The sequence below is a fragment of the Kitasatospora sp. UYEF31 genome (assembly GCF_057291755.1).
The window spans coordinates 1-16,097 of record NZ_JBXAWK010000043.1 but is presented as its reverse complement, the minus strand read 5'-3'; the positions used below and the strand labels follow the sequence as shown (position 1 = coordinate 16,097).

General features: G+C 65.0%; 15 protein-coding genes. 8 read left to right on the top strand and 7 right to left on the bottom strand.

All coding sequences use genetic code 11. From position 1 onward, the window contains the following. The first annotated feature begins 15 nt into the window (after window positions 1-15). From AC0Z36_RS20620 to AC0Z36_RS20610, 3 genes are all read left to right on the top strand, one after another. Window positions 16-264: a ribbon-helix-helix domain-containing protein gene (locus AC0Z36_RS20620; protein ID WP_485464452.1), complete on the top strand. Its 249-nt coding sequence runs from the start codon at window positions 16-18 to the stop codon at window positions 262-264. A gap of 2 nt (window positions 265-266) precedes the next feature. Next, window positions 267-716 carry a type II toxin-antitoxin system VapC family toxin gene (locus AC0Z36_RS20615; protein ID WP_485464451.1) on the top strand — a complete coding sequence of 150 codons (450 nt, stop codon included), beginning with the start codon at window positions 267-269 and terminating at the stop codon, window positions 714-716. Window positions 717-884: 168 nt separating this feature from the next. Next, window positions 885-1,076 carry a hypothetical protein gene (locus tag AC0Z36_RS20610; protein ID WP_485464450.1) on the top strand — a complete coding sequence of 64 codons (192 nt, stop codon included), beginning with the start codon at window positions 885-887 and terminating at the stop codon, window positions 1,074-1,076. A gap of 64 nt (window positions 1,077-1,140) precedes the next feature. Here the strand turns inward: AC0Z36_RS20610 and AC0Z36_RS20605 are convergent, their stop codons facing one another. Further along, window positions 1,141-2,247 (bottom strand): branched-chain amino acid aminotransferase, encoded by a 1,107-nt coding sequence (locus AC0Z36_RS20605; protein WP_485464449.1) that lies wholly within the window; start codon window positions 2,245-2,247, stop codon window positions 1,141-1,143. A 346-nt stretch (window positions 2,248-2,593) separates the two neighbouring features. Beyond that, window positions 2,594-3,640 (bottom strand): 3-isopropylmalate dehydrogenase, encoded by a 1,047-nt coding sequence (locus AC0Z36_RS20600; protein ID WP_485464448.1) that lies wholly within the window; start codon window positions 3,638-3,640, stop codon window positions 2,594-2,596. A gap of 647 nt (window positions 3,641-4,287) precedes the next feature. Here AC0Z36_RS20600 and hsdR point away from each other — a divergent pair. From hsdR to AC0Z36_RS20575, 5 genes are all read left to right on the top strand, one after another. Continuing rightward, window positions 4,288-6,771: an EcoAI/FtnUII family type I restriction enzme subunit R gene (hsdR, locus tag AC0Z36_RS20595; protein ID WP_485464447.1), complete on the top strand. Its 2,484-nt coding sequence runs from the start codon at window positions 4,288-4,290 to the stop codon at window positions 6,769-6,771. 85 nt (window positions 6,772-6,856) lie between these two features. Beyond that, complete coding sequence (locus AC0Z36_RS20590; RefSeq protein WP_485464446.1) at window positions 6,857-7,459, top strand: type IV toxin-antitoxin system AbiEi family antitoxin domain-containing protein; 603 nt, start codon at window positions 6,857-6,859, stop codon at window positions 7,457-7,459. A gap of 128 nt (window positions 7,460-7,587) precedes the next feature. Further along, window positions 7,588-8,340, top strand: a complete 753-nt coding sequence (locus AC0Z36_RS20585) for a nucleotidyl transferase AbiEii/AbiGii toxin family protein (RefSeq protein ID WP_485464445.1) — start codon at window positions 7,588-7,590, stop codon at window positions 8,338-8,340. A gap of 5 nt (window positions 8,341-8,345) precedes the next feature. Next, window positions 8,346-9,842, top strand: a complete 1,497-nt coding sequence (locus AC0Z36_RS20580) for a class I SAM-dependent DNA methyltransferase (protein ID WP_485464444.1) — start codon at window positions 8,346-8,348, stop codon at window positions 9,840-9,842. Next, complete coding sequence (locus tag AC0Z36_RS20575) at window positions 9,839-11,026, top strand: restriction endonuclease subunit S (RefSeq protein WP_485464443.1); 1,188 nt, start codon at window positions 9,839-9,841, stop codon at window positions 11,024-11,026. The genes AC0Z36_RS20580 and AC0Z36_RS20575 overlap by 4 nt, the downstream gene beginning before the upstream one ends. Here the strand turns inward: AC0Z36_RS20575 and AC0Z36_RS20570 are convergent. From AC0Z36_RS20570 to AC0Z36_RS20550, 5 genes are all read right to left on the bottom strand, one after another. Continuing rightward, the gene (locus AC0Z36_RS20570; RefSeq protein WP_485464442.1) at window positions 11,010-11,672 is read right to left on the bottom strand and encodes a UPF0758 domain-containing protein; all 663 of its coding nucleotides are present in this window, start codon (window positions 11,670-11,672) and stop codon (window positions 11,010-11,012) included. The two genes, AC0Z36_RS20575 and AC0Z36_RS20570, sit on opposite strands and share 17 nt — an antisense overlap. 2 nt (window positions 11,673-11,674) lie before the next feature. After that, a complete protein-coding gene (locus AC0Z36_RS20565) occupies window positions 11,675-12,802 on the bottom strand; it encodes a hypothetical protein (RefSeq protein WP_485464441.1) in 1,128 nt (375 codons plus the stop codon). Window positions 12,803-12,887: 85 nt separating this feature from the next. Beyond that, window positions 12,888-13,382 carry a DUF262 domain-containing protein gene (locus tag AC0Z36_RS20560; RefSeq protein ID WP_485464440.1) on the bottom strand — a complete coding sequence of 165 codons (495 nt, stop codon included), beginning with the start codon at window positions 13,380-13,382 and terminating at the stop codon, window positions 12,888-12,890. A 148-nt stretch (window positions 13,383-13,530) separates the two neighbouring features. Continuing rightward, a complete protein-coding gene (gene serA / locus AC0Z36_RS20555) occupies window positions 13,531-15,123 on the bottom strand; it encodes a phosphoglycerate dehydrogenase (RefSeq protein WP_485464439.1) in 1,593 nt (530 codons plus the stop codon). Between the two features lie 293 nt (window positions 15,124-15,416). Next, complete coding sequence (locus AC0Z36_RS20550; RefSeq protein WP_485464438.1) at window positions 15,417-15,824, bottom strand: FHA domain-containing protein; 408 nt, start codon at window positions 15,822-15,824, stop codon at window positions 15,417-15,419. Between the last annotated feature and the right edge of the window lie 273 nt (window positions 15,825-16,097).

Sequence of the window (16,097 nt, the reverse complement as noted above, 5' to 3'; positions counted from 1 at the left end):
TAGTACCCTACGTCCATGGATGCGCAAGCGAAGATCAAGACCAGCGTCTACTTCGATCGCCCGCAAGCCCAGCGGATAAAGGAGACTGCGTCCGCGCTGGGCGTTTCCGAAGCCGACTTCATCCGGCAAGCGGTCGACCTCCTTCTGCTCCACACCCGGAAGCCTGCGAAGCCGCGCCGCCTGGCCACTTTCCGGTCCGGGGACCCGTCTTTCGCCAGGAACTCGGATGAACTGCTCGATGAGCACTTCCGCGAAGGTGCGTGACCGTGCTCTACATCGCGGACACATCCGCGGTCATCGCCGCGTACGACGAAGACGCGGATGAGCACAAAACGGCCGCCCTCCTTCTCTCAGTGGGGACCGCAGTCGTCTCCCCGCTTGTCCTAGATGAGCTTGACCATCTGCTGGTCGCACGCTTCGGCGGGCGTCAGAAATCCCGCGCCGTCGCCGATCAGGTCATCGAGGACCTCCTGCTCAGCGTCGACGAGGGAACCGTCGTCATTCCATCGGTCAGCGCAGACGATCTACGGGCAGCACGAGCGGTCATCGGCCACTACGCGGACCTCCGGCTCGACCTCACCGACGCCGTGAACGTGGTCCTGGCCCAGCGCTACCTCACCGACGCGGTGTTCACGCTCGACCAGCGGGACTTCCGTACGGTCCGACCGCTCACCGAGACGTTCGCAACCTTCCGGCTTGTCCTCTTCGACAGTTGACACCGCCGCGAACCGGTTCGGCCGGAACCACCGCGCGGGATGGTGTGCATCGCCTACGGAAGGATGACGCGCCCGACGGGTCCGGTTTCAGGATATGAGCGCGTCCAGGGCCCGGACCGTGACTCTCAAGCCCAGGAGGGTGGACCTTGACGGAACTCCTGCGGCGAGGTGTCATCGGCATACCTCGACCCGGTGCCCGTGCTGTTCCTGGCGGTGTTCGTCCTCACCGTGATCGCCACCGTGCTCCTCTCCGCCACCAGGACGCGGAAGCTGGGCCGCCTCACTGTCGCCGCCGCGATCGCCTGCGAAATCGCCGGCTGGATCGTCATCGTGACCATGCCGCCCCTCACTCAGCGGTGAGCGTACGAAAAACGCGCCCCGCACCGGTTCACCGGTGCGGGGCGCGGTCACGTGCGAAGACAACTCAGACGATCTTGTGCATCCAGCCGTGTGCGTCCTCGACCTTGCCGGTCTGCAGGCCGAGCAGTTTCTCGCGCAGTTGCATGGTGATCGGGCCCGGGGTTCCGTCGCCGACGGTCCACTCCGCGGTGCTGGACTTCACCGAGCCGACGGGGGTGATGACGGCGGCGGTGCCGCACGCGAATACCTCAGTGATCTCACCCGACGCGTTGCCCTGCTGCCAGTCGTCGACGGACAGGCGGGACTCCTCGGCCTTGTAGCCGAGGTCGTCGGCCAGCCGCAGGAGCGAGTCGCGGGTGATGCCGGGCAGCAGCGTGCCGGTGAGCGCGGGGGTGACGATGCGGGCGTCGGCGCCCTTCCCGTACACGAAGTACAGGTTCATCCCGCCCATCTCTTCGATCCAGTTGCGCTCGACCGCGTCGAGCCACACGACCTGGTCGCAGCCGTGCTCCATGGCCTGGGCCTGGGCGACCAGCGAGGCGGCGTAGTTGCCGGCGCACTTGGCTGCACCCGTGCCGCCTGGTGACGCGCGCACGTACTCCTTGGACAGCCACACCGAGACGGGCTGCACACCGCCGCTGAAGTAGGCGCCGGCAGGTGAGGCGATGACCATGAAGAGGAACTCGTTGGACGGCTTGACGCCCAGACCGACCTCAGTGGCGAACATGAAGGGGCGCAGGTAGAGGCTCTGCTCGTCCTTCGACGGCACCCAGTCGGCGTCCTGCTCGACGAGGGCTTCGACAGCGGCGACGAACAGGTCGACGGGCAGTTCCGGCATCGCCAGGCGGCGGGCGGAGTTCTGGAAGCGCGCGGCGTTGGCCTCAGGACGGAAGGTGGACACCCCGCCGTCGGGCTGGCGGTACGCCTTCAAGCCCTCGAAGATCGACTGTGCGTAGTGCAGCGTCATGTTCGCCGGGTCGATGTCCAGCGATGCGTACGGCACCAGCTGTGCGTCGTGCCAGCCGCGACCGGCGGTCCACTTGATCGTCACCATGTGCTCGGTGAAGATCCGGCCGAATCCGGGGTTCTCCATCCGCGCCTCGCGCTCGGCGGCGGGCATCGGGTGCGAGGTGGGCTTCTTCTCGATCGTCAGCGGGGTGGGGCTCGTCATGGCTGCGTCTCGTCCTTCACCGGTGAGGGGTTGCTGGCTTATGAGGGGAACTCGGGAAACGGACCGGGGCCGCGCTAGGAAGCCGTTGAAGATCCAGGCCGGATCAGGGAGCGGCCGCCTGCGGCCTACCGCACCTGTTCGGAGTATTCATCCACCAGTTGAGACGGTAACGCAGCAACCCGGATGACCGACAGGCGCATGTGCCGCCTGCGGCCACCCGGGGCTTGTGGTGCGGGTGTGGTGCCGGACGGAGTCCGGCAGCAGGACGGGCGACGACCGGAGCGGATCGTGCGGAACCAACGATTCGCGCCGGGCGTGACCTGTCCTGCTGTGAGCAGGGCGGCGGCTAGCCGACTACTACTCGGGCCACGAGCGCGTCGCCGACCTGGGACGTCGTACGGGGACCGTGCTGCGCGCGCTCGGCGAGGTCGGCTTCGACGGCCGCCTCGATACGGGCTGCGGGGTCGGTGAGGCCGAGGTGCCGCAGCAGCATCGCGACCGACATGACGGTGGCCGTCGGGTCGGCCTTGCCCTGGCCCGCGATGTCCGGTGCGGAGCCGTGGACCGGCTCGAACATGGACGGGAACGTGCCGCTGGGATTGATATTGCCGCTCGCGGCCAGGCCGATGCCGCCGGCGATTGCCGCGGCGAGGTCGGTCAGGATGTCGCCGAACAGGTTGTCGGTGACGATCACGTCGAACCGGCCCGGGTCGGTGACCATGTAGATCGTGGCCGCGTCGACGTGGATGTAGTCGGTCGTGACCTCGGGGAACTCCTGCGCGACGGTGTTGAAGACCCGCGTCCACAGGTGTCCGGCGTGGACCAGCACGTTGTTCTTGTGCACCAGCGTGAGCTTCTTGCGCGGGCGGTCCTGGGCGCGGGCGAACGCGTCCCGGACGACCCGCTCGATGCCGAACGCGGTGTTGAGGCTGACCTCGGTGGCCACCTCGTGCTCAGTGCCGGTGCGCAGCGAGCCGCCGTTGCCGACGTACGGGCCTTCGGTGCCTTCCCGGACGACGATGAAGTCGATCTTCGCGCCTTCACCGAGCGGGGACGCGACACCCGGCAGGAGCTTCGCCGGGCGCAGGTTCACGTGGTGGTCGAAGGCGAAACGCAGCTTGAGCAGCAGCCCGCGCTCGAGCACCCCCGAGGGGACGCTCGGGTCGCCGATAGCGCCGAGCAGGATCGCGTCGTTGCCGCGCAACTCCTCAAGCACACTGTCCGGCAGGGTTTCGCCGGTGCGGTGGTAAAGACGGGCGCCGAGGTCGTACTCAGTGGTCTCGACCTTGACATCGGCGGGGAGGGCTGCGGCGAGGACCTTGAGGCCCTCGGCCACAACCTCCTGGCCGATGCCGTCACCGGGGACCACTGCGAGACGAATGCTACGAGACATGTCCGGAACCCTACCCCCGGTCCCACAGGGTGACATTCCCAATCCACATAGTGGACACGACGGGGTCGGCGGGGTCGGTACGGCGGAGTGGAGACACTGCGAGGAAGTGGACTCGGCGGGTGCGGTCAGCGCTGCGCGGGCTCCGGGCTGCCGCCGTTGTCCCGGCGGTCCAGGGCGCGCTGCAGGGCCTGCTTGGCGTTCTTGCGGGCGGTCTCGTCCATGGGGATGCACTCCTTGGTTCGCGCGACCGCACGGAAGGCGGTCGTCGGCGCGGAACTCTGCTCTCTGCGCAGAGATGTGGAGTGGACGGGCCTGGTGAGGCTGAGGAGTCCGCGGGGCGCAGTGACCACCAGCTGTGATCAGCCGGGTGATCCGGTCGCCCGTCGCGCGGGGGTGGGGCGCGACGGAACAGGCGCTTTCATCCCGGCAAAACCGTATTTACGGATATGCGGAACACCCGATTCCCTCACCGTAGGCGAGGCCGGCCGTCGCTGTCTGCGATTTAGTCGGAGTTCCTAGCATTTGAGATGACGGCCACTCGGACGGGTGCACGGACGGGTCTGCGCGGACAGCTGTACGTGGACGGATGCGCGCGGGGATCCACAGTTCGAACAGACACTGTCGGCCAGATCAAGTAGGAAAGTCCCATGACGACTGCCGGGTGGGACCCGAACGAAGCCGAGACTGTCGAGCGATTGGTCCTTCCACGTCTGGAAGCTGCTGGATGGAGCAGGGAACAACTCCAGGCCGAGTACGTCATCTCAGCGGGCAAGTGGATCGCCAGGCCTTCGGGTGAGCACCGCGAACGCCCGCTGCGCGCCGACTTCGTGCTGAAGCACGGCCGGGACCTGCCGATCGGCGTCGTCGAGGCGAAGCGGGCCCGCAAAGACGCGACGGCTGGTATGCAGCAGGCGGAGGAGTACGCCCGGCGGCTCGATCTCCCCTATGCCTACGCCACCAACGGCACCGCGATCTACGAAACCGAGATGGCAACCGGAGTCGTCAGGAAGATCGACCGCTTCCCGTCACCACAGGAGCTGTGGACCCGCTATCAGGTGGCGAAGGGACTCGTTGACGAGGCGACAGCCACGATGGTCGCGACGCCGTTCAACAGCGCCCTGCGCAATAACGACAACACCCCCAAGGAACCCCGCTACTACCAGCGCGTGGCGGTGAACCGAACGCTGGAATCGATCGGCCGGGGCGACAAGCGCATCCTGTTGACCTTGGCGACAGGGACCGGCAAGACATTCCTCGCCTTCCAGCTCGTCGCCAAGCTCCGCACGGCGAAGTGGGTCGGCGAGCACCGGAACCCGCGGGTTCTCTACCTGGCGGACCGGAACACGTTGATCAACCAGCCGAAGGACGAATACTTCATTCCAGTGTTCGGCGATTCCGTCCACCGGCTGACGCGTGGCGACGCCCGTGGAGGCCGGGACATTTATTTCGCTTCCTACCAGTCGCTGGACCGCAGCAACCAACGAAGCGGTGAGGATGACGCATCCACACTCTTCGAGCGATTCGAACCCGACTACTTCGATCTGATCATCGTGGACGAGTGCCATCGGGGCAGCGCCCGCACGGCTGCGCGATGGCGGAAGATCCTGGAGTATTTCGAGCCTGCCGTGCAGCTAGGCCTGACCGCCACGCCGATCAGTACGAGGGAGGCCGACACCTTCGGCTACTTCGGCGAGCCCATCTACGAGTACTCCCTCAAGCAGGGGATCGAGGATGGGTTCCTGGCCCCGTACCGGGTCTGCCGGGTCCGCCTCGACGTGGACATGACGGGGTGGCGTCCCGAACGCGGCCAGCTGGATGACGACGGAGATGAGATCGGCGACCGCGTTTACAGCGCAGTCGACTTCGAGCGGATTCTGGCCCTGCTTGAGCGCACCAGGACAGCCGCTCGGTATCTGACGGACTTTCTGCGACGGACAGACCGTATGGGCAAGACGCTCGTGTTCTGCGAGAACAATGACCACGCTTGGCGGATGCTTCAAGCACTACGCGAACTCAACGCCGACATGACCACCCGGGACGGCGAGTTCTACGCCTGCCGGATCACCGACGACGACGGGCCGGCGGGGCTGGCCCAGCTGGCCAAGTTCAAGGCCGAGGACCAGGATTACCCCGTAATCGCGGTGACTTCGCAGATGTTGTCCACCGGAGTGGACATGCCTGCCGTACGGAACATCGTGCTGTTCCGGCGGATCCGTTCGATGCCCGTCTTCAAGCAGATCATCGGGCGGGGCACCCGGCTGGCTCTGGACCTGGAACGGCCGAAGGCGTCGTTCGACATCATCGACTTCGTCGACGCGACCGTTCTGTTCAACGACCCTGAGTTCGACGGACCACCGGTCCGGATCGTCCGGGACGATATCGATGAAAACGGCGTACTGCTCGCGACAGTTACCGAATACGACGAAGGCGAAGAGACCGTCGCGGAACCTGAAGCCGACTACCAGTCAGCGGACGGCGGGTCGCTGGACCTTCCCGTCCCCACCACGCCCGATGAGATCACCGATACTGACCAGATCAACGAGATCACCGGCCACGCCAGGAAGCGTTACATCGTGAGTGACGCGCATGTCTTTGTGTGGGGCGAGTCCTTCTACGTCCTGGACAGCGACGGCCGTCGGCTGAAACTGATGACCTACCGGCAGTTTGTCCACGATCAGGTTCTGGAGATGCGGGTCGAACCGAACGACCTGCGTACCCAGTGGGCCTCGGCCAAGTCCCGCCGAATGCTGATAGAGGCACTCAACGAGCGCGGCATCGAGGTGGGGCAGCTCGCGGAGCAGTTGGAGTCCCAAGAGGTCGACCCGATCGACGTGCTGCTCCACGTGGCCTGGGAGATGCCGTTGGTTAACCGGCGCGAGCGGGTGGGCCGACTCAAGCGGGAACACACCGACTTCCTGGCGACCTTCGGCCAGGATGCACGCGAAGTCCTGGAGATGATCCTGGACAAGTACAGGTCGCACGGTCACGAGCAGCTGGAGGCGACCGTACTGCGCCTGGAGCCCTTCGCTTCGCTCGGCACGCCGGCGCAGATCGGTTCGCGGTTCGGCGGGAAGCGGCAGTTCGACCAAGCACTTGAGGTGCTGGCAACCCATCTCTATGGAGTGGCATAACTATAACCAGTTTTTAGTTTCGTGCACACGTTCTACTTGAAACTAAAGTCTGCTATGAGTATTCGAAATGCGTTAGCCTGGCGGCATGCTTACGGAACCCCGGGGCGCCCGGGACCGGCTCTGGCGTGCCGCCAGCGCCCAGCGCGGCTACTTCACCGCAGCCGACGCAGTGGAAGCCGGCTTCAGCCATCAGGCACAGTATTTCCACAGCAAGCGCGGCAACTGGATCCGGATCGACCGCGGCATCTACCGGTTCCGCGAGTACACCGATCTGCCGGGTGAAACCGACGACCAGTTCGTCCGGTGGACCCTGTGGAGTCGGGGCCGGGCGGTGGTGTCTCACTACACCGCCTTGGCCGCCCATGATCTGGGCACGGCGAACTCCGCCGATGTGCATCTGACCGTCCCGTCCAGCTTCCGTCAACGCGAAGACGCGGTCGTCCTGCATCGGGCAGAACTCAGCAAGACCGATATCGAGCAGCGCTCCGGCTACCGGGTGACGACTCCAGTTCGGGCGATCGTCGAGACTGCGCTGCTGAACGCGGATCAGGACATCATCGACTCCGCCGTGACGGAAGTTCTGGAACGCGGCTCCGCTACCCGGCGACGGCTACTGCACGCGGCACAGCAGGCAGGCCCACGCGCCGAACTCGCTGTCGAACGGGCACTACGAGAGGTCGCCGCATGAGCCGGTACAAAGACTCGTCGGCACTTCGGCGCGCGCTGGAAGCCCGGCTGAAGTAGACCGCTGAGGAGAGCGGCAGCGATCTCGGCCGTCTGCGGCGACGAGTCGTCTTCGACCGGATCGCTTCCCGGTTGGGATCCGACCAGGAGACCGGCTGGATCCTCAAAGGCGGCGCGGCACTGGAGTTCCGGCTCCTCGATCGCGCGCGCAGCACCAAGGACCTTGATCTGGCCGTCCGTTCGGACAGTGACGGTGACGACGGCGACGAACTGCGCGATCTGCTGATCGAAGCGCTGACGGCGGACCCTGACAAGGACGGCTTCATCTTCCGGGTCGGTCCGGCGAGTCGACTGGCCGCCGACACTGCCGGCCGCGCAACCTGGCGGTTCCATCTCGACGCACATCTGGCGGGCAAGCTGTTCGCCGGCATCCGGGTGGACATCGCTATAAGAAGTGAGGAGCTGGCACTGACGTGCACGCTGCTCCTGCCGGGAACTCTGGATTTCGCGGGCGTACCAGCCCGTTCGATCGAAGCCGTGGATCTGCGGCAGCACTTCGCCGAGAAGCTGCACGCCTTGACCCGCGACTACGGTAACCGGCCGAACACTCGGGTGAAAGACCTGGTCGACCTGGTACTGCTGATCGAAATGGGGCTGGCCGCCGATTCATCGCTGGTAGGCGCAGTACGACACGTGTTCACCATTCGTGACACCCACCCGATGCCGGGTCAGATCGCGGATCCGCCGCCGTTGTGGGCGGATGTCTATCCGGGCATCGCCCGCAGTTTGACCCTCGAAACCGAGCCGGAGCTGCCCGCCGCCCTGACACTGCTGCGCGCCTTCTGGCAGACCGCTCTTTCCGACACCACAGGACCGGACAACTGAGTTCCATGGCAACAAAGAAGACCAAACCCGTTCCAGACAAGCGCACCAGCCTTGCCGCCGTCATCAAGTCCGCGCGCGACATCATGCGCAAGGACGCCGGGCTCAACGGCGACCTGGACCGGTTGCCGCAGCTGTCCTGGCTACTGTTCCTACGCGCCTTCGACGCGCAGGAGGAGAACTACGAGTACGACGACCCCGACTACACCCCCGCGTTGAAGGAGGGGTTCCGCTGGCGTAACTGGGCGGGCGACTACCAGTTCACCGGCGACCATCTGTTGAAGTTCGTCAACGACGAACTGTTGCCGTATCTGCGCGAACTGAAGAGCGACCGGCCGGACGACCCCCGCAACGTACTGTCGGCGATCTTCAGTCAGCTGCACAACCGGATGCTGTCCGGGGTGCTACTGCGCGATCTGGTCAATGCGATCGACAAGATTGACTTCCACGGTCGCGACGATGTGCACACGATGGCGGTGCTGTACGAATCGCTGCTGAAGGAGATGCGTGACGCCGCCGGCGACTCAGGAGAGTTCTACACGCCGCGCCCGGTCATTGAGTTCATGGTGCGTCAGTCCTTCCTGGCGCTGGGCGAGTCAGTGCTCGATCCCGCATGCGGTACGGGTGGATTCCTGGTCGAGTCGCACAAGGAGCTGGCTGAACAGCTCAAGACGGACGAGAACGCGACTGTCGCCAATCTTCGGCTGCTGCACGACAGCCTCATCGGCTATGAGAAGAAGCCGATGCCGTATCTGTTGTGCCTGATGAACCTGCTGCTGCACGACGTGCACAATCCGCGGATCGTGCTCGGCAACGCGCTGGTCAAGATGCGCAACGACTCGTCGCCGAAGACCCGGGTGGATGTCGTCCTCACTCATCCGCCCTTCGGCGGTGAGGAGGAGGCGTCGGTCGCCCAGATGTTCCCGGCGGGCAAGCAGGTCAAGGAGACCGCTTGGCTGTTCCTCCAGGCGATCATCGACAAATTGAAGCCCGGCGGGCGCTGCGCGGTCGTCCTGCCGAACGGCTCACTGTTCGACAGTGTGGGCAAGTTGATCCGGTCGGAACTGCTGCGGGACTGCAACCTGCACACCGTCGTACGGCTGCCGCAGGGTGTCTTCGCGCCGTACACCCAGATTCCGGCGAACCTGCTCTTCTTCGAGAAGGGCACGTCTACGGAGGACATCTGGTTCTACGAGGTGGCGCTGCCGGAGGGGCGGCGGGGATACACCAAGACCAAGCCGATGCGGTCGGAGGAGTTCGCGGCCTGCGCTGCCTGGTGGGGCGGGAAGAGCCGGGAGGGCCGGGTCGAAAGTGAGCAGGCCTGGAAGGTCTCCGTCGGCTCAGTCCGGGAGGCCGGGTTCAATCTCGACATCTCGAACCCACATGTGGGGGAAGAGGCGGATCAGCGGACACCGGAGGAACTGGTGCGGGAGTTGATCAAGACGGAGGAAGAGATTCTGGGGTTGCTGAAGGAGCTTCGCGGAGAACTGGGAGAAGAGAAATGAACCCCCCTCTGCGCCCCCTCAGCGATGCCATCCGGCTCGATATCGATGAAGTTCTAGTGACGCCCGGGGAAGAATACCGAATCGCCGGGGTCTACGGGTTCGGGCGTGGCCTATTTGAGCGTGAATCAATCACCAGTGAAGGCACCAAGTATCCGAAGCTTAACCGACTCCATGAGAATCAAATCGTCATGAGTCGCCTAAAAGCATTCGAAGGAGCAATCAGCTCAGTTCCGAGCTCGCTCGACGGAGCATTCCTATCCCAGGAATTTCCCACATTCTCTGTGGATCCGACTGTGGCGGATGCCAGGTACATCCACCACTTCTGCTCGTGGCCGAAATTTTGGAAATCACTGAGCCAGGAATCCAAGGGGCTTGGCGCGCGGCGTGAGCGAGTATCCGCGGCGCGTCTGCTGTCCATCCTTGCACCGCTGCCCGAACTCGCCGAGCAACGCCGCATCGCCGCGAAGTTGGATGTATTCCTCAACCGTGTCACAGAACTTGAGAGCAGATCCCCGTCTCAGCGCGCCGACTCCACACAGGCTTCCGACATCGCTGCGATGAGCATCTACTCGGCCGGGATTGCAAACGGCTGGAAGATCCAGAATCTTGCCGAACTCGCTGAGATCAACCCTCGACCGAAACGGCCCGCCGGGGAAACTGAGGTCGCCTTCGTCCCCATGGCGGCCGTAAGTGACATCACTGGCACAGTAACAAACCCAGAATACAAAAGCGCTGCAGATGTCGGTTCAGGATATAAGCAATTCAAGCGCAATGATGTGATCTTTGCCCGCATCACTCCATGTATGCAGAATGGAAAATCTGCAATCTTCCGTAGCCCTCGTACCGATTTCGGGTTCGGGTCGACAGAGTTCCAGGTGATCCGCGCATTTGATGGAATTCTCCCGGAATGGATTCACCGGTTTGTCCGAACTCAAAGTTTCCGGACACTCGCCATGTCAAACTTCAGCGGAACAGCCGGACAGCAACGTGTTCCTAGCAGCTTCTTGGAACGAGCTAAGGTTCCTGTTCCGCCCAGCGAAGAAGCACAGCGAGCCGCTCTCACACAGTTGGACGCAATCGAGAAGCGACGGCTCCGCCTTCGGGAACTGCAGCTAGCCCAGCACGAACGTCTCAAAGCCCTCCGCCCCGCTCTCCTCAACGCCGCCTTCACCGGCCGCCTATGACCGCCCCTCCCCCCGTGCCCCGTCGCCACTCCTCGTCGGCGATCACCACGTAATCGAGGAACCGGAGCCCGACCATCGCCGCGCCCGCCTGGAGTTCACGGGCGGCGGCCTGGCCGGACTCCTCTGGGTCGGACAGCACACCAGGACGACTGCGGGCGACCCCGAAGCGGACTCCGCCCGCGGTCAGGACCATGGCCAGAATGGACTGCGTCCCCGCCTCCGGCGGCAGTAGCCCGGTCTTCAGCACACCTCCCCCGCTGTCGCAGATCAGCACGGCCACAGAACCGGTCGGCTCTCCTCGAAGCAACTGCGCCGCACACCGCGCCAGTTCCGCCGAACCGGAGATCCACTGTCTGCCTTGTGGTGGAACAGCCCGCCCACCGAGTTCGAAGGCGGCAACGACCCCCGCCGCCTTCGCCGGCCCGATCCCCGGCATCACACACAGTTGCTCGGCCGACGCCTGAGCAACCCCGTACAGCCCACCGAACCGCACGATCAGCCGGGCCGCCAGCTCGACCGCATCCACGCCTACCGCCCCGGTGCCGAGCAACAGAGCGAGAAGCTCACGGTCGGACAGTTTTTCAGCGCTCTGTGCCAGCAGTCGTTCCCGGGGTCTGTCCCGTACCGGATGCTCTTTGATCCGCATCGTCAGTCCGCCGAATCACGGTCCACCGGAAGGTCCGGGTCAAAACCGGCGGTCTCCCCAGCCTCGGCGACCATGGACAGCGTGTCAGAGTCTGACTCTCCTTCCGTGCCGATCAGTTCGACCAGTTTCTGTTGCAATGTCTCCGAGCGTGCCCGCAGGAACCCTTGGTAGTTGTCGTTCAGCGCGGCGTTGAAGGCGTCCTCGTCGATCAGGCAGGTCGCCGCCCGGCGCCGGACCTCCGCCTCTCCATCCGTGTCGCACAGGTCCTTGAGGTAGTCGGAGGGAGCGCGGTCCGTCACCCACTTGTTGGATATGGATGTGAGCATCACCAGGTTGGCGCACACGTTGGCGTCAGCCTCACCGATGCCATTCTTCCTGAGGAACGCCTTGGGGAAGAAGTGGTGGTACTCCTTGCCGTTCTCCCAAGCCAGAGCCTTGCCGACATCGATCGGCCGTCCTGAGCGAAGGTCCGCAGGGTTCTCGTACGCCAGGATCAGCGCGAGCAGTTTCGACGGGGCGTTCGTACTCCGGAACGCGCTGCGGCTCCACAGTGACGACCGTGGAATCGCCGTGGTGACTTCCAGTCCGGTTGTCTCCCCTGCGGCGAACCCGGCCACAGCTGCCTTGTCGGCAGCCATCCTGGCCTCGTTCCAGCCCTGGAAGTAGCCTCCGGCAGCCGTCGACCAGAACCACCGGCAGATCGCCTCGTACTGCCTGGCGGTCGGATTCGGGAGTTGACGGAAGATCTCCGCGAGCACAGCGAACTGGTTCAAATGGGGAAGCGAAGCCGCCTTCGGTGCCCGGATTTCCGTAGTGAGGAAGTCGACCGCGTGCCTCGCGCCCTTCGCGGCCTGCTCCACCGCAGCCCGCACCTCGACGCGGGTGATGCCCCGCAGATGGTCCATGTCCTTGCGGGAGAAACCAAAGCCAGCCGCTGCGGAGATGGACCGCAGCATGGTCTTGGTGTCGATCCGGCCGTAATTCTTCGCGTCGAGGACTTCGAGCAGCTCTTCGATCTCATTCTGGAGATCGAAGTCTGGCCGCCAGGTCGCCGCGCGCATGAGGTCGACCACGTCCAGCGGTGTTCCGGTGCTGTTGATGCGCTCGAAGACCTTAGCGACCTCGTCCACCGGCATCTCCCGCAGAGTGACTACCGGGATGACGTAGTTTTTGAACTGATTGAGCAGCCACTGCGCACGATCACGAAGACGCTTCTCAAGCCCCAGCTGCCGTCGCGAACTCATACGGATCCGACAGCAAACGTAGTCGGACCTGATGCGGCGGGGGATCATCAAGCGACTGACGATGGCAGAACTCTTCTGCCTCCAGGTCGTACACGATGTTCCACAAACTCTCCGGGTTCCCCTGCGCGTCCCAGTGGAGCGCACCACAAATCGTCGAGAGTCGCTGCTGCCCATCGAGGATGTAGTCAAACGGGTAGCCAGGGCGGTGTGGTTCCACTCCGAGGCCGGCGACCGACCGCTCAGCGACCAGTTGCTCCGTGCTCTGCCAGAGCAGAATGCTGCCGATCGGGTAGTTCCGGATCACCGAGTCAAGCAGGCTGAGGATCTGCTGCCGGTTCCACACGAACTGCCGCTGGAACTTGGGTAAAACGACCTGGCCGCTGAGGATCCGGTCGGCCAGCTTGGTCAGATGTGGGATCTCAGGTTGCGGATCCCAGATGCCGCTCTTCACTACAACCGTCGCCATACGCTCCCCCTCGAAGCAGCCCGGTCCAAAACCGGTGCCGTCATCCTAGGGAAGCCGACCGACAGTAATGTGACCCAATTAACAACAAAAAGGTTGGGCGGAGCTGTCTTCGCGACAACTCCGCCCAACCTCATCAACTGTTCAAAGATCAGCCCTGGTCGAGGTTCACCGCACGGGAGAACTCCGCGCCGATCTCGGCGGCGATCTCGGCGAGCACCGGGGCCGGCACCTCACTGTCGACGGTCAGCGCGACCAGCGCTTGACCGCCGCGGGCCGCGCGGGCGACCTGCATGCCGGCGATGTTGACGCCCGCCTCACCGAGGAAGCGGCCGATGGTGCCGACCACGCCCGGCTTGTCGGCGTACTGCATGAAGATCATGTGCTCGCTGAGCATCAGGTCGACGTCGAAGCCCTCGACCTCGACGATCTTCTCGACGTTCTTCGGGCCGGCCAGGGTGCCGGACACCGATACCTCGGAACCGTCGGCGAGGGTGCCGCGCACGGTCACCAGGTTGCGGTGGTCCGGGCTCTCCGACGAGGTGGTCAGGCGGATCTCGACGCCGCGTTCCTGCGCAAGGAGCGGCGCGTTGACGTACGAGACGCTGTCCTCGACGACGTCGGCGAACACGCCCTTGAGCGCGGCCAGCTCCAGCACCTTCACATCGTGCTTGGTGATCTCGCCGCGGACCTCGACGTCGATCCGCGCGGCCACACCCTGGGCGAGCGCGGTGAAGATGCGGCCGAGCTTCTCGGCGAGCGGCAGGCCCGGACGGACGTCCTCGGCGATGACGCCGCCCTGCACGTTCACCGCGTCCGGGACGAGCTCGCCCGCGAGGGCCAGGCGCACGGACTTGGCGACGGCGACGCCGGCCTTCTCCTGTGCCTCGTCGGTGGAGGCGCCCAGGTGCGGGGTGGCCACGACGTTGTCGAACTCGAACAGGGGCGAGTCGGTGCACGGCTCCTTGGAGTACACGTCGATCCCCGCGCCGGCGACGCGTCCCTCCTTCAGCGCGCTGTACAGCGCCTGCTCGTCCACGATGCCGCCGCGCGCGGCGTTGACGATGCGGACGGTCGGCTTGACCTTGCGCAGCGCCTCGTCACCGATCAGACCCAGGGTCTCGGGGGTCTTGGGCAGGTGCACCGTGATGAAGTCGGACTGCGCGAGGACGTCGTCCAGCGGCAGCAGCTTGACGCCCATCTGCGCGGCCCTGGCCGGCTGCACGTAGGGGTCGTACGCGATGACCGTCATGCCGAACGCCGACATGCGCTGGGCGACGAGCACACCGATGCGGCCGAGGCCGACCACGCCGAGGGTCTTCTCGGACAGTTCGACGCCGGTGTACTTGCTGCGCTTCCACTCGCCCTGCTTCAGCGCGGCACTGGCCTGCGGGATGTTGCGGGCGGTGGCGATCAGCAGGCCGCAGGCGAGCTCGGCGGCGGTGACGATGTTGGAGGTCGGGGCGTTGACGACCATCACGCCGGCCTTGGTGGCGGCGGAGACGTCGACGTTGTCCAGGCCGACGCCGGCGCGGGCGACGACCTTCAGCTTCGACGCGGCGGCGATGGCCTCGGCGTCGACCTTGGTTGCGCTGCGGATCAGGATCGCGTCGACGTCGGCGATCGCGGACAGCAGCTGGGACCGGTCGGCTCCGTCGCAGTGGCGGATCTCGAAGTCGGGACCGAGTGCGTCAACGGTGGCCGGGGAGAGTTCTTCAGCGATGAGTACGACGGGCTTGCTCACGTTTTTCCTTCGCAGGCAGCGGTGGTGGTAGGAGCCATCCGTCGGCGGACAGGGTCACCAAGGTGGCTCGGGGGCCGCGTGGAAGACGCACGACGCTGTGGGCCTGACGCGAAATCGAGTCTACCCAGTTCTTGTGAACGACTTCACACCTGTATCCGGTGTGGACGGTCACGTTGCTGGGCAGGCCCGGCGAAACTTACCTTCAGCAAGGGTATGCCTGCCGGGATTCGCCCGCAGTTCACCCGATAGTGCAGTCCGGGTACGTTTGCGTACGATTTCTGACACGGTGTCAATCAGCGGCCGGCCGGGGCCAGGAACCAGCCGATGGTGACTTTCCGTTGCCCGTTCAGATCAAGGATGACAACTTCGCCGGAGCCTGGCTCCGACAACACGATCCCCGAGCCGTACGGCAGGCAGCGGGGGTTGTCGGATATACCGTCGTCCACCTGGACCTCGGCCACCGGGGCGTTCTGCGAACCGCGCACCCACTCCACCGTCCAGTGCCCCTGCTGGTCGCAGCGGAACTCCAAGTGCACCCGTGAGACGAACAGCCAGTCGGCGGGCGTGACCAGATGGCAGCGGGCCGCGTCCCGGCCGACCGCGAGCAGCGCGCCCGGCTTCGTCTCGGCGCTGGCCATCACCATCGCGACGGTCGCGCCTTCGTCGGCCCCCGACATCGAGGCCATGTTCAGATCGAGCACAACTTCCCCTCTCCTCTTAGCCGGGCTCCAAGCGCGGACGTCATCCTCACGCCGCCTTCGCTTCGCTCAGGCGTCGCTCGGCGCCCGCGCGTCGCCCGGTCAAACCGCAGCCTCCGGCTGCGCTCGGGACGCTTCGCGCCCATCGCCTGCTGTTCACTCGCCGCTCAGCGCCGCTCGTCGCCCGGTCAAACCGCAGCCTCCGGCTGCGCTCGGGACGCTTCGCGCCCATCGCCTGCTGTTCACTCGCCGCTCAGCGCCGCTCGTCGCCCGGTC